At 72.4% G+C, this 20,095-nt stretch carries 19 protein-coding genes; 10 read left to right on the top strand and 9 right to left on the bottom strand.

Annotation, left to right across the window (positions count from 1 at the left end):
• The first annotated feature begins 95 nt into the window (after window positions 1–95).
• Window positions 96–1,076: an NAD(P)H-quinone oxidoreductase gene (locus tag EV562_RS23540; protein ID WP_133888808.1), complete on the top strand. Its 981-nt coding sequence runs from the start codon at window positions 96–98 to the stop codon at window positions 1,074–1,076.
• 46 nt (window positions 1,077–1,122) lie between these two features.
• On the opposite strand, the gene EV562_RS23535 is transcribed toward EV562_RS23540, so the two are convergent.
• Window positions 1,123–1,881: a hypothetical protein gene (locus EV562_RS23535; protein WP_133888807.1), complete on the bottom strand. Its 759-nt coding sequence runs from the start codon at window positions 1,879–1,881 to the stop codon at window positions 1,123–1,125.
• Between the two features lie 169 nt (window positions 1,882–2,050).
• Between EV562_RS23535 and EV562_RS23530 the strand changes: the two genes are divergently transcribed.
• Window positions 2,051–2,590, top strand: a complete 540-nt coding sequence (locus EV562_RS23530) for a bacterial proteasome activator family protein (protein WP_133888806.1) — start codon at window positions 2,051–2,053, stop codon at window positions 2,588–2,590.
• 135 nt (window positions 2,591–2,725) lie between these two features.
• Here the strand turns inward: EV562_RS23530 and EV562_RS23525 are convergent, their stop codons facing one another.
• On the bottom strand, window positions 2,726–4,381 hold the full coding sequence (locus tag EV562_RS23525) for a Stk1 family PASTA domain-containing Ser/Thr kinase (protein WP_133888805.1): 1,656 nt from the start codon (window positions 4,379–4,381) through the stop codon (window positions 2,726–2,728).
• 346 nt (window positions 4,382–4,727) lie between these two features.
• Here EV562_RS23525 and EV562_RS23520 point away from each other — a divergent pair, with 346 nt between their 5' ends.
• Window positions 4,728–6,362, top strand: a complete 1,635-nt coding sequence (locus tag EV562_RS23520; RefSeq protein ID WP_166661958.1) for a protein kinase — start codon at window positions 4,728–4,730, stop codon at window positions 6,360–6,362.
• A 71-nt stretch (window positions 6,363–6,433) separates the two neighbouring features.
• Here the strand turns inward: EV562_RS23520 and EV562_RS23515 are convergent, their stop codons facing one another.
• Both EV562_RS23515 and EV562_RS23510 read right to left on the bottom strand, forming a co-directional pair.
• Window positions 6,434–6,841: a pyridoxamine 5'-phosphate oxidase family protein gene (locus EV562_RS23515; protein WP_133888804.1), complete on the bottom strand. Its 408-nt coding sequence runs from the start codon at window positions 6,839–6,841 to the stop codon at window positions 6,434–6,436.
• Between the two features lie 102 nt (window positions 6,842–6,943).
• Window positions 6,944–7,600, bottom strand: coding sequence for a response regulator transcription factor (locus tag EV562_RS23510; protein WP_133888803.1), 657 nt, complete (start codon window positions 7,598–7,600; stop codon window positions 6,944–6,946).
• 323 nt (window positions 7,601–7,923) lie between these two features.
• Here EV562_RS23510 and pdhA point away from each other — a divergent pair, with 323 nt between their 5' ends.
• The 3 genes from pdhA to EV562_RS23495 are packed head-to-tail and all read left to right on the top strand — an operon-like array spanning window position 7,924 to window position 11,618.
• Window positions 7,924–9,186: a pyruvate dehydrogenase (acetyl-transferring) E1 component subunit alpha gene (gene pdhA, locus EV562_RS23505; protein ID WP_133888802.1), complete on the top strand. Its 1,263-nt coding sequence runs from the start codon at window positions 7,924–7,926 to the stop codon at window positions 9,184–9,186.
• Between the two features lie 16 nt (window positions 9,187–9,202).
• A complete protein-coding gene (locus EV562_RS23500; RefSeq protein ID WP_166661964.1) occupies window positions 9,203–10,168 on the top strand; it encodes an alpha-ketoacid dehydrogenase subunit beta in 966 nt (321 codons plus the stop codon).
• Window positions 10,169–10,178: 10 nt separating this feature from the next.
• Window positions 10,179–11,618 (top strand): dihydrolipoamide acetyltransferase family protein, encoded by a 1,440-nt coding sequence (locus EV562_RS23495; RefSeq protein ID WP_166661957.1) that lies wholly within the window; start codon window positions 10,179–10,181, stop codon window positions 11,616–11,618.
• A gap of 77 nt (window positions 11,619–11,695) precedes the next feature.
• Here EV562_RS23495 and EV562_RS23490 read toward each other — a convergent pair whose 3' ends face one another.
• The 4 genes from EV562_RS23490 to EV562_RS23475 form a co-directional block, all read right to left on the bottom strand.
• On the bottom strand, window positions 11,696–12,673 hold the full coding sequence (locus tag EV562_RS23490; protein ID WP_133888800.1) for a Bro-N domain-containing protein: 978 nt from the start codon (window positions 12,671–12,673) through the stop codon (window positions 11,696–11,698).
• A 169-nt stretch (window positions 12,674–12,842) separates the two neighbouring features.
• Window positions 12,843–13,832 carry a DUF1648 domain-containing protein gene (locus EV562_RS23485; RefSeq protein ID WP_133888799.1) on the bottom strand — a complete coding sequence of 330 codons (990 nt, stop codon included), beginning with the start codon at window positions 13,830–13,832 and terminating at the stop codon, window positions 12,843–12,845.
• Window positions 13,829–14,176, bottom strand: coding sequence for a GntR family transcriptional regulator (locus EV562_RS23480; protein WP_133888798.1), 348 nt, complete (start codon window positions 14,174–14,176; stop codon window positions 13,829–13,831). The genes EV562_RS23485 and EV562_RS23480 overlap by 4 nt, the downstream gene beginning before the upstream one ends.
• A 137-nt stretch (window positions 14,177–14,313) precedes the next feature.
• Window positions 14,314–15,288: a D-alanyl-D-alanine carboxypeptidase gene (locus tag EV562_RS23475; RefSeq protein ID WP_133888797.1), complete on the bottom strand. Its 975-nt coding sequence runs from the start codon at window positions 15,286–15,288 to the stop codon at window positions 14,314–14,316.
• A 210-nt stretch (window positions 15,289–15,498) separates the two neighbouring features.
• On the opposite strand from EV562_RS23475, the gene EV562_RS23470 reads away from it, so the two are divergent.
• Window positions 15,499–16,149 (top strand): GntR family transcriptional regulator, encoded by a 651-nt coding sequence (locus EV562_RS23470; RefSeq protein ID WP_133888796.1) that lies wholly within the window; start codon window positions 15,499–15,501, stop codon window positions 16,147–16,149.
• Complete coding sequence (locus EV562_RS23465; RefSeq protein WP_133888795.1) at window positions 16,146–17,456, top strand: MFS transporter; 1,311 nt, start codon at window positions 16,146–16,148, stop codon at window positions 17,454–17,456. Before EV562_RS23470 ends, EV562_RS23465 begins: the two co-directional genes overlap by 4 nt.
• Window positions 17,457–17,567: 111 nt before the next feature.
• Here the strand turns inward: EV562_RS23465 and EV562_RS23460 are convergent, their stop codons facing one another.
• Window positions 17,568–18,392, bottom strand: a complete 825-nt coding sequence (locus EV562_RS23460) for a maleylpyruvate isomerase family mycothiol-dependent enzyme (protein WP_133888794.1) — start codon at window positions 18,390–18,392, stop codon at window positions 17,568–17,570.
• 368 nt (window positions 18,393–18,760) lie between these two features.
• Here EV562_RS23460 and EV562_RS23450 point away from each other — a divergent pair, with 368 nt between their 5' ends.
• Both EV562_RS23450 and EV562_RS23445 read left to right on the top strand, forming a co-directional pair.
• Complete coding sequence (locus EV562_RS23450; RefSeq protein ID WP_133888793.1) at window positions 18,761–19,555, top strand: carbon-nitrogen family hydrolase; 795 nt, start codon at window positions 18,761–18,763, stop codon at window positions 19,553–19,555.
• 74 nt (window positions 19,556–19,629) lie between these two features.
• Window positions 19,630–20,088: a DUF2867 domain-containing protein gene (locus tag EV562_RS23445; RefSeq protein ID WP_133888792.1), complete on the top strand. Its 459-nt coding sequence runs from the start codon at window positions 19,630–19,632 to the stop codon at window positions 20,086–20,088.
• Window positions 20,089–20,095 lie beyond the last annotated feature (7 nt).

The raw sequence follows: 20,095 nt of genomic DNA, 5'->3' as shown, positions 1-20,095 counted from the left end.
ATGGGGAGACCTTTACCGTCGCGCAAACTCATCGGCGGCGCACCGGTTTTTTCCGGCGGCGGGCCACGAGGGGGCACAGGAGTAGCGTCGGCCTCATGCATGCGATCACGATTTCCGAACCCGGAGGCCCCGAGGCGCTGGTGTGGGCCGAGGTGCCCGACCCGCGGCCCGGCGAGGGCGAGGTCCTGGTGGAGGTGACGGCCAGCGCCGTCAACCGCGCCGACATCATGCAGCGCCAGGGCTTCTACGATCCCCCGCCCGGCGCTTCCGCCCACCCCGGCCTGGAGTGCTCCGGGCGGGTCGCCGAGATCGGCCCCGGGGTGTCCGGCTGGTCCGTCGGCGACGAGGTGTGCGCGCTGCTCGCGGGCGGCGGTTACGCCGAGAAGGTCGTCGTCCCGGCGGGGCAGCTGCTGCCGCTGCCGCAGGGCGTGGACCTGAAGCGGGCGGCGGCGCTGCCCGAGGTGGTGTGCACCGTCTGGTCGAACGTCTTCATGGTTGCCCACCTGCGTCCCGGCGAGACGCTGCTCGTGCACGGCGGCTCCAGCGGCATCGGCACCATGGCGATCCAGCTCGCCAAGGCCGTCGGTGCCAAGGTCGCGGTGACGGCGGGGACCAAGGAGAAGCTGGAGCGCTGCGCCGAACTGGGCGCGGACATCCTGATCAACTACCGGGAGCAGGACTTCGTCGCCGAGGTGAAGGAGGCGACGGGCGGCGCGGGCGCCGACGTCATCCTGGACAACATGGGCGCGAAGTACCTCGACCGCAACGTCGAGGCCCTCGCCGTGAACGGCCGGCTCGCGATCATCGGTATGCAGGGCGGCCGCAAGGGCGAGCTGAACATCGGCACGCTCCTCGCCAAGCGCGCCGCCGTCAGCGCGACCTCGCTGCGGGCCCGGCCCCTGGAGGAGAAGGCGGCCATCGTGGCGGCCGTACGGGAGCACGTCTGGCCGCTGTTCGACGGGGGGCACATCCGCCCGGTCGTCGACCGCGAGATGCCGATGAGCGAGGCCGCGGAGGGCCATCGGGTGGTGGAGGAGAGCGGGCACATCGGCAAGGTGCTGCTGGTCACCCCGTAGGGACGGCCCTTCGGTGCCGCGCGGGCGGCCCCGCGCGGCGGCCGCCCTACCCGCGGCGCAGGCGCAGTCCGACGAGGCCCAGGGCCAGACCGAGGCCGACGAGGACCAGTCCGCTGCCCAGCGGGAGGACCCGCAGCATCGGCTCGGCGGCCGCCTGCCGGGGCCGCGTGCCGGTCGCCGACCGGGCCGGGGACGGGGCGGCCGAGGGCGCCACCGCGGTCTCGCTCTCCGCGGGCGGGACGGCGGCGGCCTCTTCCTCCGGGGCGTCGTCGCCGTCGTCGCGGTGCCGGCCGGCGTGCTCGTCCCCGCCGTCCCGCTCCCGCTCCCCGGCGTGGCCGGGCCGTCCGCGCCCCTCGCCCGGCAGGCTGTCGGGCCGGGAGTGCTCGGGGTCGGCGGTGCCGCGGGTCGCCGAGGGCGCGGGGGACGAGGGGGAGGACGTGGCGGACGCGTGCCCCGCACTGTCCGCGGGGCCAGAATCCGCGGCGGGCCGGGATGCGGGCCCCGCGTCGGGATGCTCCGGGTGCTCCGGGCGGTCGGGACCGTCGGGGTGCCGGGGGCGGTCGTGGCCGCCCCGTCCGTCATGGGTGGCGGATCCGCCCGGGCCGGTCGGCGCCCCGGGGGCCGAGGCGTGCCCCGGGGCGGAGTCCTCGGGGGACGGCGCCGCCACCGTGACCGGCCTCGTCGCGGCCACCGCCGGGTACGCGGCACCGTGGGCCGCTCCCGCCCCGTACGGCGCCACCACCGCGCCGACCCCCAGGGCCCCGGCCAGCCCCGTCGCCCGCAGTGTGCGCAGCCATGGAGTCACGTCCGTGACCCCCTCCCGGTGTAGCCCGTCGTGGAAGCGTCGTGGAACGACGGAACAAGCCTCACACCGGCCGCCGATCCCGGCATTCCGGACGCCGCCGAACGCGTGGGGGCCGTTTTGCCCGGGGGCAGCACCCGTGCGCGGCACCCGGGTGGGAGACAATGGCGGCATGGAGATGCCGAGGAACGACAGGTCGCCGGAGAACCCCCAGATCCTGGTCGTCGGCCAGGACGGAATGGCGCTCAGCGGCGGCGGGGACGACGACTCCCGGGAGATTCCGGTGACCGAGCAGGTGGAGCAGCCCGCCAAGGTCATGCGGATCGGCAGCATGATCAAGCAGCTGCTCGAGGAGGTGCGGGTCGCGCCCCTGGACGAGGCGAGCCGGGTGCGGCTCAAGGAGATCCACGCCAGTTCGGTGAAGGAGCTGGAGGACGGCCTGGCGCCGGAGCTGGTGGAGGAGCTGGAGCGGCTCTCCCTGCCGTTCACCGATGACGGCACCCCGACCGACGCCGAGCTGCGGATCGCCCAGGCACAGCTGGTCGGCTGGCTGGAGGGTCTCTTCCACGGGATCCAGACCACGCTGTTCGCCCAGCAGATGGCCGCGCGGGCCCAGCTGGAGCAGATGCGGCGCGCACTGCCGCCCGGTGTCGCCCCGGAGGGCGAGGAGCCCCCGCACCCGGGCGGCCGGTCCGGCGGCCCCTACCTGTAGGGGCGCCCCCCCACGGGCGGGTACGGCGTCCACCACCCGTACGCACGGCTCGTGCCGACACCGCCGAGGGCCCGGCAGCGGATGCTGCCGGGCCCTCCGTCGTCGGCCGCCCGTCACGGGGGCGGCGTCACGGGGTCACTCGGAGGCCGGGTTGCCCGTCGAGACCTTGAGCTGGATCGTCGGCATGTTCTCCGGGTCGACGTCCGTGCCCGCGACGGGGAACTGGTCGCGGACCGATCCCTGGCCGTAGGTGTTCTCGTCGACGTCGACGACCTTCATCTGCCAGCCGGCGGCGTTGAAGCACTCCTTGACCGAGCCGATGTACTTGAAGGTGAAGTCCGGCACCTTGATCTTGTCGGGGTCGTTGTACGACTCCTCGGGCTCGGTGCACTTGTCCTTCTCGATCGTCCGCGTCGTGTCCGGCCCGCGGTACCCCGCCGCCTTCGACGGCGACGCGGACACGCTCGCGGAACCGCCGCCGGCCTCCGGGTCCTCGCCCCCGCCGCCGTTCATCAGCAGCGCGGCGACCAGTCCGCCGACGGCCACGACGGCGACCACGATCGAGCCGATGATCACCGGCTTGTTGTTCTTGCCGCCGCCGGAGGCCCCGGAGCCCTGGGCCGACGGCGTCAGGTTGTACGGCGGCGGCGTGGAGGTCTGCTGCTGGGCGTACGGCGAAGGGCCCGGCGTCGGGTAGCCGGGCTGCTGCGGATAGCCGTAGGCGGGCGAGTGCGCCGCCGGGGCCGGGCCGCCGTACGGGTTCGGGCCGTGGGCCGGCGTCGGCTGGTACGGCGTCTGCACGGGGCCGGTGGGCGCCGGGGTGTTCTGGTCGACCGGCGGGAAGACCGCGGAGCCGACGCCCGCGCCGCTCGACGTCTGGGCGCCGGGCACGATGCTGGGCGGGGCCGGCTGGAAGGACGCCGCCACCCGCAGGCACTCGTCGCGCATGGCCTCGGCGCTGGGGAAGCGTTCGTTGGGGTTCTTCTTCAGCGCGCGGGCCACCAGCGCGTCCACCGCCGGCGGCAGGGCGCGGTTGACGGCGGAGGGGGCCACCGGCTCCTCCTGCACGTGCGCGTACGCGATCGCCAGCGGCGAGTCGGCGTCGAACGGCAGGCGCCCGGTGACCAGTTGGAACAGCATGATGCCGACCGAGTACAGGTCGGAGCGGGCGTCGACGCCGCGGCCGAGGGCCTGCTCGGGCGAGAGGTACTGCGGGGTGCCGACGACCATGCCGGTCTGCGTCATCGAGGTCACGCCGGACTGCATGGCGCGGGCGATGCCGAAGTCCATGACCTTGACCACGCCGCGCTTGGTCATCATCACGTTGCCCGGCTTGATGTCCCGGTGGACCAGGCCCATCTCGTGGCTGATCTCCAGGGCGGCCAGCACGTCCGCGGTGATCTTCAGCGCCTTGTCGGCGGGCATCGCGCCCTGCTGCCGCACGTCCTCGTCGAGCACCGAGCCCAGCGGCCGGCCCTCGACGTACTCCATGACGATGTACGGAGTGGTCAGGCCGCCCAGCTCGTCCTCGCCGGTGTCGAAGACCGAGACGATGTTGGTGTGCGTGAGCTTCGCCACGGCCTGTGCCTCACGGCGGAAGCGCTCGCGGAAGGCCTGCTCGCGGCCCAGCTCGGTGTGCAGCGTCTTGATCGCGACCTGACGGTCGAGGACCGAGTCGTACGCCAGGTGCACGGAGGCCATGCCGCCCTCGCCGAGCAAGTCGCGCAGCTGGTAACGGCCGCCGGCGAGTGCCCGCCCCGCGTACCGTCCCTGTCCGGCGTCCTGGCTCATGTCTCTGCGTCCCCCATAGACGGCGGGCGCCGGTGGCAGCGGCACGCGCGCTCGTGATCGAAAGTGCTATTCCCGGCCAAGTCTGCCCCAGGGCACTGACACGTCAAGCGCGGTGCCCGTTCCGTGACCGTACGCGAAAGAAGCGTCGCGGAAGCGTTACAGCGGGCGTACTGCCGGTACACGGAATTTGCACGAGAGTACGGAGCCAGGGTTTCATGACCGGTCCGGCTCAGGTCCGGTCCCGGCGTCCATCCCGGACCGCAGGCCCCCGCGAAGGCTGTAGCGTGGCCGACGGAGACCGTAACAACACCGCGCGTACCGCGGGCAGAAACGACGGCGAGGACTGATGGCACAGCAGCAGCGCGCCCAGGGCCCGTCCGAACCCGAGGCATCTGGCGGCGGTATGTCTGACGCGCCGGAGAACTGGGGCAACGGCGGCCTGGTCGGCGACGGCCGGTACCGGCTGACCCGCAGGCTCGGGCGAGGCGGCATGGCCGAGGTGTTCGCCGCGGAGGACGTCCGCCTGGGGCGCACCGTGGCCGTCAAGCTGCTGCGCGCGGACCTCGCCGAGGACCCGGTCTCCAAGGCGCGATTCACGCGCGAGGCGCAGTCGGTGGCGGGTCTCAACCACCACGCCATCGTCGCCGTGTACGACTCGGGCGAGGACGTCGTCGGCGGCCAGTCCGTGCCGTACATCGTGATGGAGATCGTCGAGGGCCGCACCATCCGCGACCTCCTGCTCAACGCGGAGGCGCCCGGGCCCGAGCAGGCGCTGATCATCGTCTCCGGTGTCCTGGAGGCGCTCGCCTACTCCCACCAGCACGGCATCGTGCACCGCGACATCAAGCCCGCGAACGTCATCATCACCAACGCCGGCGCGGTGAAGGTGATGGACTTCGGCATCGCGCGCGCCCTGCACGGCGCCCAGTCGACGATGACCCAGACCGGCATGGTCATGGGCACCCCGCAGTACCTCTCCCCCGAGCAGGCGCTCGGCAAGGCCGTCGACCACCGCTCCGACCTGTACGCGACCGGCTGCCTGCTGTACGAACTCCTCGCGCTGCGCCCGCCGTTCACCGGCGAGACCCCGCTGTCGGTGGTCTACCAGCACGTGCAGGACATCCCCACGCCCCCCTCCGAGGTCTCCGACGCGACCCCGCCGGAGCTGGACGGCCTGGTGATGCGCTCGCTGGCCAAGGAGCCCGACGACCGCTTCCAGACCGCCGAGGAGATGCGCGGCCTGGTCCAGTACGGGCTGCAGATGCTGTACGAGCAGGGCGGTCACACCGGCACCTGGAACACCGGTCCGGTCGCCGCGCACGACGGCCGGCACACCCCCTCGGCCGGTCTCGCGGGCACGACGGTGCTGCCGCATTCCGACCACGGTGCGTCCGGCACCCAGCAGATCCCCCAGCCGATCCTGCCGAACGGCTACGGCGGGGGCGACGACGGCGGCTTCGAGGGCAGCGGCAACAAGGGCAGCGGCCGCGGCAAGCTGTGGATACTGGCCGTCCTCGCGGTGATCGCCATCGCGGCCGGCGTCGCGCTGGCCCTGAACAACGGCGGTGGCGGCAAGGGCGGCACCGAGACGGACAAGAGCCCGTCGGCGACCACGTCCAAGAGCACCGACGAGAAGACGCCCAGCTCCTCGCCCAGCGACAAGGAGACGCGGGAGAGCACCGACCCGGGCACCGAGCAGGGCTCCGGCGGGGACGGCAACGGCAGCGGGGGCTGGAACGATCCGTACACCCCGTCGTACACGCCGTCGGAGACCGCCTCGGGCAACCCGTCCGGCGACCCGACCGGCGGCGGTGAGCCGACCGGCGGCGGTGAGCCGACCGGTGGCGGTGAGCCGACGGGCGGCGGCGACCCCACGGGCGGTGGTGAGCCGACCGGCGGTGGTGAGACCCCGCCGGCCGGCGGTGACACCGAGGGCGGTGCCGGAGGCTCGGGAGGAGCCAGCGACCCCGCGGGCGAGTGACCCCACCCACACCCTTCGCCTGACGCGCGCGTGCGGCCCGGACACGGGCTCCACGCGCGCGTTGCGTTCGCCTACGCGGGTCCCGCCTCCCCGTCCGTGAAGTGCACGGTGCCGAACTGCGGATCGACGCGAAGATAGGCGGGCTCGAACGGCTCGCCGTCCACCCGGCTCGGTGCGGGACCGAACCGCTCCAGCTCGGCGGCGCTCGGCTCGTGGGCCTCGCACCGGCCCACCACCTGCACGGTCCACAGGCTCTCGCCGGGCCGCGCGGAGGTCAGGTTGTCCGTCCCGTAGGCGACGACGCTCCCGGCGCACACCCGGTGGTACCCCCAGCTCCGGGGCATGCGCAGCAGGACCCGGCCGTCGGTCACGATGTGGCGCGCGAGGGCCAGGACGGGCAGGGCGCGCAGGGTGGTGGCCGCCCGGCCGTAGGCGGTACGGCCGAGCAGGCCGACGGCGAGCTGTTCGTCGGAGGGCATGGCCTCACCGTGCGCCGGCGGCGGGGCGCCGGACCAGAGTCGCCCGCCCCGACCCGCAGGGCCGTAAGTCCCGAGTAAGGCCGGGGGCCGGGAGCGGGTCCGTCAGCGGTTCTCGGACTCCAGGCGGGCCACGAAGGCGGCCGCCTGGGAGCGCCGCTGCATGCCGAGCTTGCCCAGCAGGCTCGACACGTAGTTCTTGATCGTCTTCTCCGCCAGGTGCAGGCGTTCGCCGATCGCCCGGTTGGTCAGGCCCTCGCCGACCAGCTCCAGGATGCGCCGCTCCTGCTCGGTGAGCCGGGCCAGCCGGTCGTCGGGCTTCGCCCCGCCGTCGCGCAGCCGCTCCAGCACGCGCGCGGTGGCCGCCGGGTCGAGCAGCGACTTCCCGGCCGCCACCTCCCGTACGGCACCGAGCAGCTCGGCGCCGCGGATGTCCTTCAGGACGTAGCCGGAGGCGCCCGCCATGATCGCGTCGAAGAGTGCCTCGTCGTCGGCGAACGAGGTCAGCATCAGGCAGCGGACGGAGTCGTCCCGGGAGCGGATGTCGCGGCAGACCTCCACACCGCTGCCGTCGGGAAGCCGCACGTCCAGCACCGCGACGTCCGGGCGGGTGGCCGCGACCCGGGCCTGCGCCTCGGCGGCCGTACCGGCCTCGCCCACCACCTCGATGTCGGCCTCGCCGGAGAGCAGATCGTGCACCCCGCGGCGGACCACCTCGTGATCGTCGAGGAGGAATACCCGGATTTTTCCGTCTTCGCGCACGCGGTCAGTGTCACACACCGGCTCTTCCCGTGCCCGGGGTGCCCGGGATAACGTGCCGTTGTTCCGGCCCCCTGCAAGGCTGTGACCAGTAAAACTTCCTCCCTTCGCCGATTTACTTGGAAATCCGAGTAAAAATGCAGGTCAGGAGGGGTTTCACAGAAATGTGGAGCACTGGGTAACGTGCTGTTCGCAGGGCGCTCGCCGGGGCACCTGTCACGCCTGTTCCCGATCGGGCCGCACCCACCCTTGTGCGTCCGCCGGGCCGCAGGTGAGCCGCACTGGCTTCCGGCGAACCCGGGGGCCGGACCGACGGAGGAGCACACGTGACCGAGAGCACTGCCGCGCGCAAGCCGCGACGCAGCGCCGGAAGCAAGGCGGCCGGCACCACCGGCACCAAGGCGGCCGGCACCACCGGCACCAAGGCCGGCACCGGCAAGCGCACCACTCGCACCACCAGCACCACCCGTACCGCTGCCGAGAAGGGCTCCGAGACGGAGCTGGTGCAGCTGCTGACGCCCGAGGGCGAGCGGATCGAGACGGCGGCGGACTCCGCCTACGCCGAGTACGCCCGGTACGTCGCCGACATCACCCCCGACGAGCTGCGCGGCCTGTACCGCGACATGGTGCTCACCCGGCGTTTCGACGCCGAGGCCACCGCCCTGCAGCGCCAGGGCGAGCTGGGCCTGTGGGCCTCCCTGCTCGGCCAGGAGGCCGCCCAGATCGGTTCCGGGCGGGCCACCCGCGAGGACGACTACGTCTTCCCGACCTACCGCGAGCACGGCGTCGCCTGGTGCCGCGGGGTGGACCCGACCAACCTGCTCGGCATGTTCCGCGGCGTGAACAACGGCGGCTGGGACCCCAACAGCAACAACTTCCACCTCTACACCATCGTGATCGGCTCGCAGGCGCTGCACGCCACGGGCTACGCGATGGGCGTGGCCAAGGACGGCGCCGACTCCGGCGTGATCGCGTACTTCGGCGACGGCGCCTCCAGCCAGGGCGACGTCAGCGAGGCGTTCAACTTCGCGGCCGTCTACAACGCCCCCGTGGTGTTCTTCTGCCAGAACAACCAGTGGGCGATCTCCGAGTCCAACGAGAAGCAGACCCGGGTGCCGCTCTACCAGCGCGCCCAGGGCTTCGGCTTCCCCGGCGTCCGCGTCGACGGCAACGACGTCCTGGCCTCCCTCGCGGTCACCCGCTGGGCCCTGGACCGCGCCCGGCGCGGCGAGGGCCCGGCCCTGATCGAGGCGTACACGTACCGCATGGGCGCCCACACCACGTCGGACGACCCCTCCCGCTACCGGCACGACGACGAGCGGGTCGCCTGGGAGGCGAAGGACCCGATCCTGCGCCTGCGCCGCTTCCTGGAGGCCGCAAACCACGCGGACGAGGGATTCTTCGCGGAACTGGACGCGGAGAGCGAGACGTTGGGCAAACGAGTGCGCGAAGTGGTCCGAGCCATGCCGGACCCGGACCGGTTCGCCATCTTCGAGAACGCGTACGCGGACGGACACGCGCTCGTGGACGAGGAGCGGGCGCAGTTCGCCGCGTACCAGGCATCGTTCGCCGATGCAGAGGGGGTCTGACATGGCAGCGGAAAAGATGGCGCTGGCGAAGGCGATCAACGAGTCGCTGCGCCGCGCACTGGAGTCGGACCCCAAGGTCCTGATCATGGGCGAGGACGTCGGCAAGCTCGGCGGTGTCTTCCGGGTCACCGACGGTCTGCAGAAGGACTTCGGCGAGGAGCGGGTCATCGACACCCCGCTGGCCGAGTCCGGCATCGTCGGCACCGCCATCGGCCTGGCCCTGCGCGGGTACCGCCCGGTGGTGGAGATCCAGTTCGACGGCTTCGTCTTCCCGGCCTACGACCAGATCGTCACCCAGCTGGCGAAGATGCACGCCCGCTCGCTGGGCAAGGTCAAGATGCCCGTCGTCATCCGCATCCCCTACGGCGGCGGCATCGGCGCGGTCGAGCACCATTCCGAGTCGCCGGAGGCCCTGTTCGCGCACGTGGCGGGCCTGAAGGTGGTCAGCCCCTCCAACGCGGGGGACGCGTACTGGATGATGCAGCAGGCCATCCAGAGCGACGACCCGGTGATCTACTTCGAGCCCAAGCGCCGCTACTGGGACAAGGCCGAGGTCGACAAGGAGGCCATCCCCGGTCCGCTGCACGCCGCGCGCGTGGTGCGCGAGGGCACCGACCTGACGCTGGCCGCCTACGGTCCGATGGTGAAGCTCTGCCAGGAGGTCGCCGACGCGGCCGCCGAGGAGGGCCGCTCCCTGGAGGTGGTGGACCTGCGGTCCATCTCCCCGCTGGACTTCGACACGGTCCAGGCGTCGGTGGAGAAGACCCGCCGCCTGGTCGTGGTCCACGAGGCGCCGGTGTTCCTGGGCTCGGGCGCGGAGATCGCGGCCCGGATCACGGAGCGCTGCTTCTACCACCTGGAGGCTCCGGTGCTGAGGGTCGGCGGCTACCACGCCCCGTACCCGCCGGCCCGCCTGGAGGAGGAGTACCTGCCCGACCTGGACCGGGTGCTGGATGCCGTCGACCGCTCGCTGGCGTACTGAGGAGGGGAGCGTGACGACGATGACGGACAGCTCCGTGCGTGAGTTCAAGATGCCCGACGTGGGTGAGGGCCTCACCGAGGCCGAGATCCTCAAGTGGTACGTCCAGCCCGGTGACACGGTCACCGACGGGCAGGTGGTGTGCGAGGTCGAGACGGCCAAGGCCGCCGTCGAACTGCCCATCCCCTACGACGGCGTGGTGCGCGAGCTGCACTTCCCCGAGGGCACCACGGTCGACGTCGGTACGTCGATCATCGCGGTGGCCGTCGGTGACGGTGCGGCGGCCGCCGCCGAGCCGGTGCAGGAGGCCGTGGCGGACACCCCCGCCGCCGAGGAGGAGGCCAAGCCCGCGGCCCGCCAGCCGGTCCTGGTGGGTTACGGCGTGTCCACGTCCTCGACCAGGCGCCGCCCCCGCAAGGGCGCTCAGGCTCCGGCCGCCGCGCAGGTCGCGTCGGCGGCGATCCAGGCCGAGATGAACGGCCACGGACCGGCGGCGCCCGCGGCGCCCGAGGCCCCGGCCGCGCCGGCCGGCGGTGACCGCCCGCTGGCCAAGCCGCCGGTGCGCAAGCTGGCCAAGGACCTCGGCGTCGACCTGGCGACCGTGGTGCCCTCGGGCCCGGACGGCGTCATCACCCGCGAGGACGTCCACGCGGCCGTCGCGGCCGCCACCCCGGCGGCGGCACCGGAGTCGGCCCCCGCGGCCGCCGTGCCCGCCCCGTCCCCGGCGGCGGCACCGGCGTCCTACGACACGGCCCGCGAGACCCGCGTCCCGGTCAAGGGGGTCCGCAAGGCGACGGCGGCCGCGATGGTCGGCTCGGCCTTCACGGCACCGCACGTCACCGAGTTCGTGACGGTCGACGTGACGCGCACGATGAAGCTGGTCGAGGAGCTGAAGCAGGACAAGGAGTACACGGGCCTGCGGGTGAACCCGCTGCTCCTGATCGCCAAGGCCCTGCTCGTCGCGATCAAGCGCAACCCGGACATCAACGCGTCCTGGGACGAGGCCGCCCAGGAGATCGTGGTCAAGCACTACGTCAACCTGGGCATCGCCGCCGCCACCCCGCGGGGCCTGATCGTCCCGAACATCAAGGACGCCCACGCCCAGACGCTGCCGCAGCTTGCGGGGTCCCTCGGCGAGCTGGTGTCGACGGCCAGGGAGGGCAAGACCTCCCCGTCCGCCATGCAGGGCGGCACGGTGACCATCACCAACGTCGGCGTCTTCGGCGTCGACACCGGCACGCCGATCCTGAACCCGGGCGAGTCCGCCATCCTCGCGGTCGGCGCGATCAAGCTCCAGCCTTGGGTCCACAAGGGCAAGGTGAAGCCGCGTCAGGTGACCACCCTCGCCCTGAGCTTCGACCACCGCCTGGTCGACGGCGAGCTCGGCTCCAAGGTCCTCGCCGACGTGGCGGCGGTGCTGGAGCAGCCGAAGCGGTTGATCAGCTGGGCCTGAGGGCCGCGGACCGGGTAACGTCATGACGGAGGGGCGCCGCAAGTTGGAGTTGCGACGCCCCTCCTGCCCGTCCGGGCTCAGACGTGGTGCAGCACGTACACCGGCGTCCCGTCCTCGGCCCCGCCCCGTGAGCGGATGCAGGCGTGCGTCCGCAGCAGCCGCAGGCATTCGTTGACCCGCCGCACGGTAAGTCCCGTACGTACGGCGATGGACTCCAGCGGCTCGCGCAGCTCGCCCTTCTCGACGAGCACCGGAGCGATGATCACGGCGACCGTCCACACGTCCTCGGTCACGGACAGCCGCCGACGCCAGTCGGCCAGCACCGACTCCGTGGTGGGCACCGGGGCGAGAGGGCCGCGGGGCACCGCCTGGGAAACGGCCAGGGCGTCGAACCGGTCCGCGATGCGTTCCAGTGCCCGGACCATGGCCTGTTGCACGGCGAGCCCCGCCTGCTGCGTGGCGAGGGTGGCCTGCTGGGTGGCCAGCATCTCCCTTTGCAACGCGATCGACGTCCGCTGCCCCTCGGCCAGTTCCTCGTCCAGCCGGAGGTTGTGCGCCTCCAGCCGGACGATGGCCTCGGCGACCTGGTCCGGCATGGCGTAGGCGACGGGCGCGCCGGGTCCGGCGGGCTGCACCTCGGCCTCGTCGAGGGAGTACGAACCTTCGCGCTGCACGGTCTCGACGACTTCTGCGACCCACTGCTTGAAGGGGGCGCAGGCCGGTTTGGTGCAGGCGTTGACGAGGAGGATGAGACCTTGGAGAGAAAGGACATGCAAGTCTCGGCGCCACCCCCTGCCTGCGGGAACGCCGAGACCGTAACTTCCGGTTACGGTCTCGAGCATCTCTCGGTGCTCGGCGGGCACGTGATCCGCGAGCGCCTTCCGAGAGTTGGTGTGGCCGAGTTCCTTGCAGACGTCGACCGCCGGGAACCAGTGGCTGCCGTCCGGCATCGTCAGCCTCCGTACCCGGGCGCCGGTCGCCGCGTAGACGAAGTCGCTGACGTCGATCGCGTCGTGCTGCTCGGCAGAGTTCTGCCGTTTGCTGGGTTCGTTCATGTGAACCACCTCCGTCGCGGAACGTAGGGCGGAGCTGGGGGCATATGCCAGTCGGATCGGTGATGTTCACGACTGCGAGCGAAGATGAGTGAAAACTGAGCGGTGGCCGACGAGTTGCGTGTAGGACGGCTGCTCAGTCGGGTGCCGGACGGCTTCGGAGCCGTGGTCCTCAGCCCCGGGCCTCCTTCGTGCGCAGCGCGTTGAGCAGGGCCGCGCCCCGCTCGGCGTCGTCGACGCTCACCGCGAAGTCGCTCCGGCGGCCACGAGGCCGTATGACCAGGCACTCGCCGGCGCGCAGCATCACCGTGGTGCCGAGGCCGCTGATGCGGTAGCCCCAGCCACCGACCTGGGCGGGACGGCGGACCTCCATCCGCGCCGTGTCGATGTCACCGGGCGCCCAGCGGCGTCCGGGCCAGCCGAGCGGACCGAACGAGACCTCCAGGCCCCGCTCGGAGACGCGGGCCTGGACGGAGGAGAAGACCGCGCAGGCCAGGGACCCGGCGGCGCAGCCGGCGAACAGCGCCCACAGGGTGCCCGGGGCGGCCACGCCACCGGCCTGCGCGACGAGGGCGCCCAAGGCCACCAGGCCGATCGCGGCCGCGACCAGCTGGAGCCAGGGGTTGGCGGTGCGGGCGAACCAGACCAGCCGCCGGCCCTCGGGGATGTCCAGCGCGGGGGCGCCCTCGCCGGACGCCGTGCCGGCGTCCGCGGTGCCGCGCCGACGGGTGACGATCAGCCATCCGGCCACTCCCGCGAGTACCGCCGCGACCAGGATCGCGACGACCCAGGCGGTGGGCTGACGGGCCTCGTGCCAGTCCGCACGGTCCAGGTTGGAGCGGATGACCGCGGCCTGCGCGCCGGTGAGGACGATGCCCATGGGGAGCAGGAGCACGGTGGTCAAAGGGCGGCCCGGCGGGCCCGCCCGCGTCAGGGGGACGGTGACCGCGGCCGCCGTCACCAGCCAGATCAGCGCGGGGACGAGAGACGCCGCCCACAGGGGCATCGAGCCGTCGGGTGCTTCGCCGTTCAGGCCCCAGTGGGTTGCCAGCCGTTCCGGCAGCCGGTCTCGCGCCAGCAGGGGCATCGCGGCGAGCACCGCTGTGACCCCGACCGTCCAGACGGCCGCCGTCGCACGCCGTGCCGCTTTCGTGTCCCTCATGGCATCCCCCTGATCATGTCGATGAGATCGGTCCTGCTGTAACCCAGCCGAGCCGCCTCGACGAGCAGTTCCCCGACCCGGATCTGCAGCTCGGAGCGGGGCCCGGCGCCCTCGGCCACCGTCACCCCCCGGCCCCGGCGGAACTCCAGCAGGCCCTCGTCCCGCAGGTCGCGCAGTGCGCGCAGCACGGTGTTGACGTTGACGTCCAGGGCCGCGGAGAGGTCGCGGGCCGAGGGCAGGCGGTCCCTCGGGGCGCACTCGCCTTCGGCGATGGCGCGCCGGACGGCGCCGGCCACCTGTTCGTGCAAGGGGCGGGTGTCGGTCTTGTCCAGACTCAGCAGCATGGTGCCAATGAAACTATCACCATGCGTTCCATCGGTACAGGGGACGGCCCAGAGGACCGGCTCAGGGCGACCGGTACGACGAGAAGGGCCCGTCGCGTCGGCGACGGGCCCTTCTCGGTGGTGCGTGCGGGTCAGGACTACTTCGTGAAGGCGTAGTTCATGAGCTTCGTGGCGTCCGTGGCGCGCTGGGTGGACGACGAGGACGCCAGGACCGTGCCGATGACGGTCTTGCCCTTGCGCGTCGCGGCGAAGACCAGGCAGTACTTGGCCTCCGCGCCCGACCCGGTCTTCACGCCGATCGTGCCGCTGTAACTGCTGAGCAGCGTGTTGGTGTTGGTCCAGGCGGCCATCGTGCGGGTGCCGCCCTTCTTGGTCTTCGTCTTCGCCGTGTACTTCTTGGTCTTCACGATCGTGCGGAAGGTGGAGTTCTTCATCGCACTGCTCGCGAGTTTCGTGAGGTCGCGCGGCGTGGAGTAGTTCTTGCCGTTGCCGATGCCGTCGAACGAGTCGAAGTGCGTGTTCTTCAGGCCGAGGCTCTTGGCGCTCGCGTTCATCTTGCCGATGAAGGACTTCACCCGCGCCGCCCGCGTCGTGCCCGAGCCGAACTTGTCGGCCAGCGCGTACGCGGCGTCGCAGCCGGACGGCAGCATCAGCCCGTAGAGCAGCTGGCGCACCGTCACCTGGTCGCCGACGATCAGGCGGGCGGAGGAGGCGTTCTTCGACACGATGTAGTCGCTGTACGCCATCTGGATGGTGACCTTGGCGTCCAGGTTCAGCTTCGGCTGGGCGAGCACGACCTTGGCGGTCATGATCTTGGTCGTCGAGCCGGTCGAGCGCTTGGTGTCGGCGGCCTTGGTGTAGAGGGACGTGCCGTTCGCGTTGTTCATCACGAAGCCGCCCTTGGCGGCGATCGAGGGCGCGGCGACGGCGGTCCGCGGACCGGTGCGGACGCGTTCGGGAGCGTTGAGGACGTGCTCGGGCGCCGTGAGGACGCGCTCGGGTGCGGCGGCCTGCGCGGGCGCGGTGGCGAGGGCTCCGGTGGCGAGGACGGCGCCGCCGGTCAGGGCGACGGCGAGGGCCCGGTGAAGGCGGGTGCCGGAAATGGTGTTCATTGAGTCGATTACCCCGATTGTGGTGAATTCCCCAGGAATACGGCCGAGTTGTGGTCGACAGCGCTGTGGCCGTGTCAGTGCGACCCCCGAGGGGGGCAAAAGGTTGCGCGATGGAAACCGGGGAATGCCGGATACCCCCGTACGGGTGAGCCGGCGTCCGGATGCTGGACCGGATCCCTCTTGCGTCCCTGTTGTATCTATCCTGTCGGCATGACCACGGCAGTGAAGCAGCCCCCCGCGGCGGACCGCGTCTACACCCACGTCAAGCAGGGCGTCCTCGAGCGCCGCTACGAGGGCGGGACGCTGCTCACCGAGGGCGAGCTGGCCGAGGCCGTGGGCGTTTCCCGCACCCCGGTGCGCGAGGCGCTGCTGCGGCTGGAGGCCGAGGGGCTGATCCGGCTCTACCCCAAGAAGGGCGCGCTGGTCCTGCCCGTCTCCGCGCAGGAGATCGCGGACGTGGTGGAGACCCGGCTGCTGGTCGAGGAGCACGCGGCCAGGAAGGCCGTACCCGCCCCGCCCGGACTGGTCGAGCGGCTGGAGGAGCTGCTCGACCGGCAGAAGGAGCAGGCGTCCGCCGGTGACTTCGCCGCCGCCTCCGTCACCGACCGCTGTTTCCACGCCGAGATCGTCCGCAGTGGCGGCAACGAGATCCTCTCCCGTCTCTACGACCAGCTCCGCGACCGGCAGCTGCGCATGGGCGTCGCCGTGATGCACTCCCACCCCGACCGGATCGCCAAGACCCTCGCCGAGCACGAGGAACTCCTCGACGCGCTGCGCGCCGGGGACGCCGAGGCGGCCGTCGGAGTGGTGGGCCGGCACGTGGGCTGGTTCTCGCACCTGGCACGGGGGGAGGTCCGATGAGCGCGGCCACCTCGGCCGGCCGGGTCCTGCCCGGTGACCCGCCGGGCGGGCGGCGCGCGATCGCCGTGTGGGGCATCGGCGTCTCCGTCTACTTCGTCGCCGTCATCTTCCGTACCTCGCTGGGGGTCGCCGGCCTGGACGCCGCCGACCGGTTCCACGTCAACGCCTCGGCGCTGTCCACCTTCTCGATCCTCCAGCTGCTGGTCTACGCCGGCATGCAGATACCCGTCGGCCTGCTGGTCGACCGGCTCGGCACGAAGAAGGTGCTGGGCATCGGCGTCGTGCTCTTCACGGCCGGGCAGCTGGGCTTCGCCTTCTCCCCCTCGTACGGCATGGCGCTGGCCTCGCGGGCGCTGCTGGGCTGCGGCGACGCGATGACGTTCATCAGCGTGCTGCGGCTGGGCACCCGCTGGTTCCCGGCCCGGCGCGGGCCGATGGTCGCCCAGCTGGCCGGTCTCGTCGGCATGGCGGGCAACCTGGTCTCCACCCTCGTCCTGGCCCGGCTGCTGCACGGCATCGGCTGGACGGCGGCCTTCGCGGGCAGCGCGCTGGCGGGCGTCGTCGTCTTCGTCCTGCTGCTCCTCTTCCTCAAGGACCACCCCGAGGGGCACGAGCCGGAGCCGCTGCCGCACCAGGGAGCGGCGTACGTGCGGCGGCAGATCGCCCTGTCCTGGCGCGAGCCGGGGACGCGGCTGGGGCTGTGGGTGCACTTCACCACCCAGTTCCCGGCGATGGTGTTCCTGCTGCTGTGGGGGATGCCGTTCCTGGTCGAGGCGCAGGGGCTGTCCCGGGCGACGGCCGGGGACCTGCTCACCCTGGTGGTGCTCTCCAACATGGCGGTCGGCCTGGTCTACGGCCAGATCATCGCCCGGCACCACGCGGCGCGGCTGCCGCTGGCGCTCGGCACGGTGGGCGCGACGGCCGTGCTGTGGGCGGCGACGCTGGCCTGCCCGGGTCCGCACGCGCCGATGTGGCTGCTGGTGGTGCTGTGCACGGTGCTGGGTGCGTGCGGGCCGGCGTCGATGATCGGCTTCGACTTCGCGCGGCCGGCGAATCCGCCGGAGCGGCAGGGCACGGCGTCCGGGATCACGAACATGGGCGGCTTCGTGGCGTCGATGACCACGTTGTTCGCGGTGGGGGTGCTGCTGGACGCGACGGGGGACGACTACACCGTGGCGTTCTCGTCGGTGTTCGTGCTGCAGGCGCTCGGGGTCACGCAGATCCTGCGGTTGCGCAAGCGGGCCGCGCTGCGGGAGCGGGAGCGGCTGGTCGCCAGCCGGGTGGAGGCGGTGCACGTGCCGGTGTAGGCACCCGGCGCGGGTGCGGGCCGGGCCGGGGGCTGCCGCCCCCGGGCCCCCGCTCGGCCTGAACGGCCTCGTGCTCGAGCTTCCCCGGAGGGGCCCCAGCGGGCTGAAAACCTACTGCGTGACCGTGAAGTGCCGCAGGATCGCCTCCGCCAGGTCCTGGTCGCCCTCCGTCTTGATGCGGTCCGCCGCCGCCTGCGGGGTCACGCGGCCGCAGGCGAGGCGGACGTACGTCTCCCAGTCGAGGCTGAGGGTGGCGGCGGGGCCGAGAGCCGGGGACGATTCCAGGGTGCCGCGGCCCTGGATGTCGACGCGGACGGTGCGCAGGAACTCCACCGGGCCGTGGACGTCGAAGACGACGGCCGAGCTGCGCGGCGCGTCCGCGCGGTCGGCGACGACGGCGGGCAGCTCGCCGAGCAGCACGTCACGCGCGACGTGCGCGCCGGGGGAGTCGAGGTTGCCGGGACGGCCGAGGGCCGTGCGCAGGTCCTGTTCGTGCGCCCACACGGCGAAGGCGTGCCGGCGCATCGCCTCTTCGAGGGTCGGCTCGGTGCCGAGCGGGCCGCGCACCTTCGTGCCGGGATCCCGCGACTCGTTCCGCAGCTGGCGGTTGCGCCGGATGACCATGTACTCCAGCTCGGACGTCATCTCCGGCGCCGTGTGGTGGCGGCGGACGTCGACCTGCATCTCCATGTAGCGCTGGTGGTCGTTGGTGACGTGGTAGAGGTCGCGCGGGAGCGTGTGGATGGGGCGCGGGTCGCCGAGCATCTCGGAGTCCAGGCCCATCACGTGCGAGACGACGTCGCGCACCGACCAGCCCGGGCAGGGGGTCCGGCGGTTCCACTCTGCCTCCACAAGCGGCTGCACCAGCTCGGATATCGCCTCGATGGAGTGCGTCCAGGCGTCGGCGTAGGGCTGGAGAGTGGGATGCAGACTCACGGAACGGGACCCCTCGGCGGTCGGTACACGGGCGGTTGGTGGCGGCGGTGCCAGTGGCGGCGGCGGCAGTCGGCGGGTGTCTTGGGAGGCTAGGGGGTGTCGATTGGATCAGGCCGACTCCGGGCAGCGGGTGCCTCTTCGCCGACCCGAGCGGGGTCTGGTGCGTGCAGCTGCAAGGCGGAGGAGGGCGGCAACGCGGAGCGTTGGCAACCGACGACAACGCCGCAGATGTGCGTGCCAGGCCCCGCGACTCCGGCAGGATCCCATCGACACCTCCTAAGTTACGCTGCTGTGCGGCACCCCGGCAGTGCTTTCGTGTGACGATCGTAGGCCCGTGTGGACGGCTCGAATGCCAGGACGGTGGTAGTGTGCGCGCCTCTCTGATCCAAATCGCCGTGAACGAGGACGAACAGGTCGAAGCGCGTCGCCTGCGGGCGGCGGCTCTGGTACGGGAGCAGGCGGGCGCCGATCTCGTCGTCCTGCCGGAGCTGTGGACCACGGGCGCGTTCGCCTTCGAGGAGTTCGACGCGGCGGCCGAGCCGCTGCGCGGCCCGACGTACGAGGCCATGGCGAAGGCGGCGAGCGACGCGGGCGTGTGGCTGCACGCGGGGTCGGTCCCCGAGCGGGCCGAGGACGGGCGGCTCTACAACACCTCCCTCGTCCTCTCCCCCTCCGGCGAGCTGGCCGCCTCGTACCGCAAGATCCACCGCTTCGGTTTCGACCAGGGCGAGGCCGTGCTGATGGGGGCGGGGCGCGAGCCGGTGACGGTCCCGCTCGCGGACACCACCGTCGGCGTCGCGACCTGCTACGACCTGCGCTTCCCCGAGCTCTTCCGCTCCCTCGTCGACGCCGGTGCCGAGCTGCTCGTCGTCCCGGCGGGCTGGCCGGAGCGCCGCCGGTCCCACTGGACGCTCCTGGCCCAGGCGCGGGCGGTGGAGAACCAGGCCTTCGTCCTCGCCTGCGGAACGGCCGGGACGCACGCCGGGGTCCCGCAGGCCGGTCACTCGATCGTGGTGGACCCCTGGGGCGAGGTGCTCGCACAGGCCGGTGCCGACGAGGAGGTCCTCACGGTCGAGTTCGACCCGGCGAAGGTGGCGCGCACCAGGGAGCAGTTCCCGGCCCTGAAGGACCGGGTGCTCGGCCTGGAGCCGCCGCGCGGTTGACGCCGTGTGACGCCGGGTGACGCCGTGTTGACGCGCGTGTTTCGCGCGCGTCCGTGCCGCCCAGACATCCGGGTATGGCACACACCGGTACCCCAGCCGTTCGCCGCGTCCGGGTGGCACCCGCGGGCGCCCACTTCGCGTCGGCGTTCGAACTCCCGACCGCCGGACTTCCCCGGCTGGCGCCCGAGAAGTGGGTGCGCGCCAGCTTCGAGGACGTCCCGGTGGTCCTGCGTGAGCTGTTCCGCACGGGCTGGGCGGGCGTGCTGGGGCTGCGGCTGGGGCCGCGGGGCTCGCGCCGGCACCTGGTGGGCTGGCGCGTGCTGGAGACCGGACCGGTGAGGATCGTCCTGGAGGCCCGCGCGCCGTCGCTGACCGTGCGGAACGTCGTGACCGTCGACGACGCGCGGCTGCTCTGGGCGACGTACGTGTTCCACGAGCGCCGGACCGGCCGGGCGCTGTGGTCCCTCGCCTCGCCCGTGCACCACCTCGCGGTGCCGTTGCTCCTCGGCCGCGCCGTCCGCCGCACGGCGTGAGGCGCCG

Origin of the sequence: Streptomyces sp. BK208 (assembly GCF_004364245.1) — a bacterium.
GTDB lineage: Bacteria > Actinomycetota > Actinomycetes > Streptomycetales > Streptomycetaceae > Streptomyces.
Note: the sequence above shows the minus strand (reverse complement) of the source record. Positions and strands in the feature narration are given on the sequence as shown.

Excerpts from the sequence above, each read along its gene's own strand:
- EV562_RS23540 (WP_133888808.1), top strand. The coding sequence starts at position 96 with ATGCATGCGATCACGATTTCCGAACCCGGAGGCCCCGAGGCGCTGGTG.
- EV562_RS23530 (WP_133888806.1), top strand. The coding sequence starts at position 2,051 with ATGGAGATGCCGAGGAACGACAGGTCGCCGGAGAACCCCCAGATCCTG.
- EV562_RS23525 (WP_133888805.1), bottom strand. The coding sequence starts at position 4,381 with ATGAGCCAGGACGCCGGACAGGGACGGTACGCGGGGCGGGCACTCGCC.
- EV562_RS23520 (WP_166661958.1), top strand. The coding sequence starts at position 4,728 with ATGGCACAGCAGCAGCGCGCCCAGGGCCCGTCCGAACCCGAGGCATCT.
- EV562_RS23515 (WP_133888804.1), bottom strand. The coding sequence starts at position 6,841 with ATGCCCTCCGACGAACAGCTCGCCGTCGGCCTGCTCGGCCGTACCGCC.
- EV562_RS23500 (WP_166661964.1), top strand. The coding sequence starts at position 9,203 with ATGGCGCTGGCGAAGGCGATCAACGAGTCGCTGCGCCGCGCACTGGAG.
- EV562_RS23490 (WP_133888800.1), bottom strand. The coding sequence starts at position 12,673 with ATGAACGAACCCAGCAAACGGCAGAACTCTGCCGAGCAGCACGACGCG.
- EV562_RS23485 (WP_133888799.1), bottom strand. The coding sequence starts at position 13,832 with ATGAGGGACACGAAAGCGGCACGGCGTGCGACGGCGGCCGTCTGGACG.
- EV562_RS23480 (WP_133888798.1), bottom strand. The coding sequence starts at position 14,176 with ATGCTGCTGAGTCTGGACAAGACCGACACCCGCCCCTTGCACGAACAG.
- EV562_RS23475 (WP_133888797.1), bottom strand. The coding sequence starts at position 15,288 with ATGAACACCATTTCCGGCACCCGCCTTCACCGGGCCCTCGCCGTCGCC.
- EV562_RS23470 (WP_133888796.1), top strand. The coding sequence starts at position 15,499 with ATGACCACGGCAGTGAAGCAGCCCCCCGCGGCGGACCGCGTCTACACC.
- EV562_RS23465 (WP_133888795.1), top strand. The coding sequence starts at position 16,146 with ATGAGCGCGGCCACCTCGGCCGGCCGGGTCCTGCCCGGTGACCCGCCG.
- EV562_RS23445 (WP_133888792.1), top strand. The coding sequence starts at position 19,630 with ATGGCACACACCGGTACCCCAGCCGTTCGCCGCGTCCGGGTGGCACCC.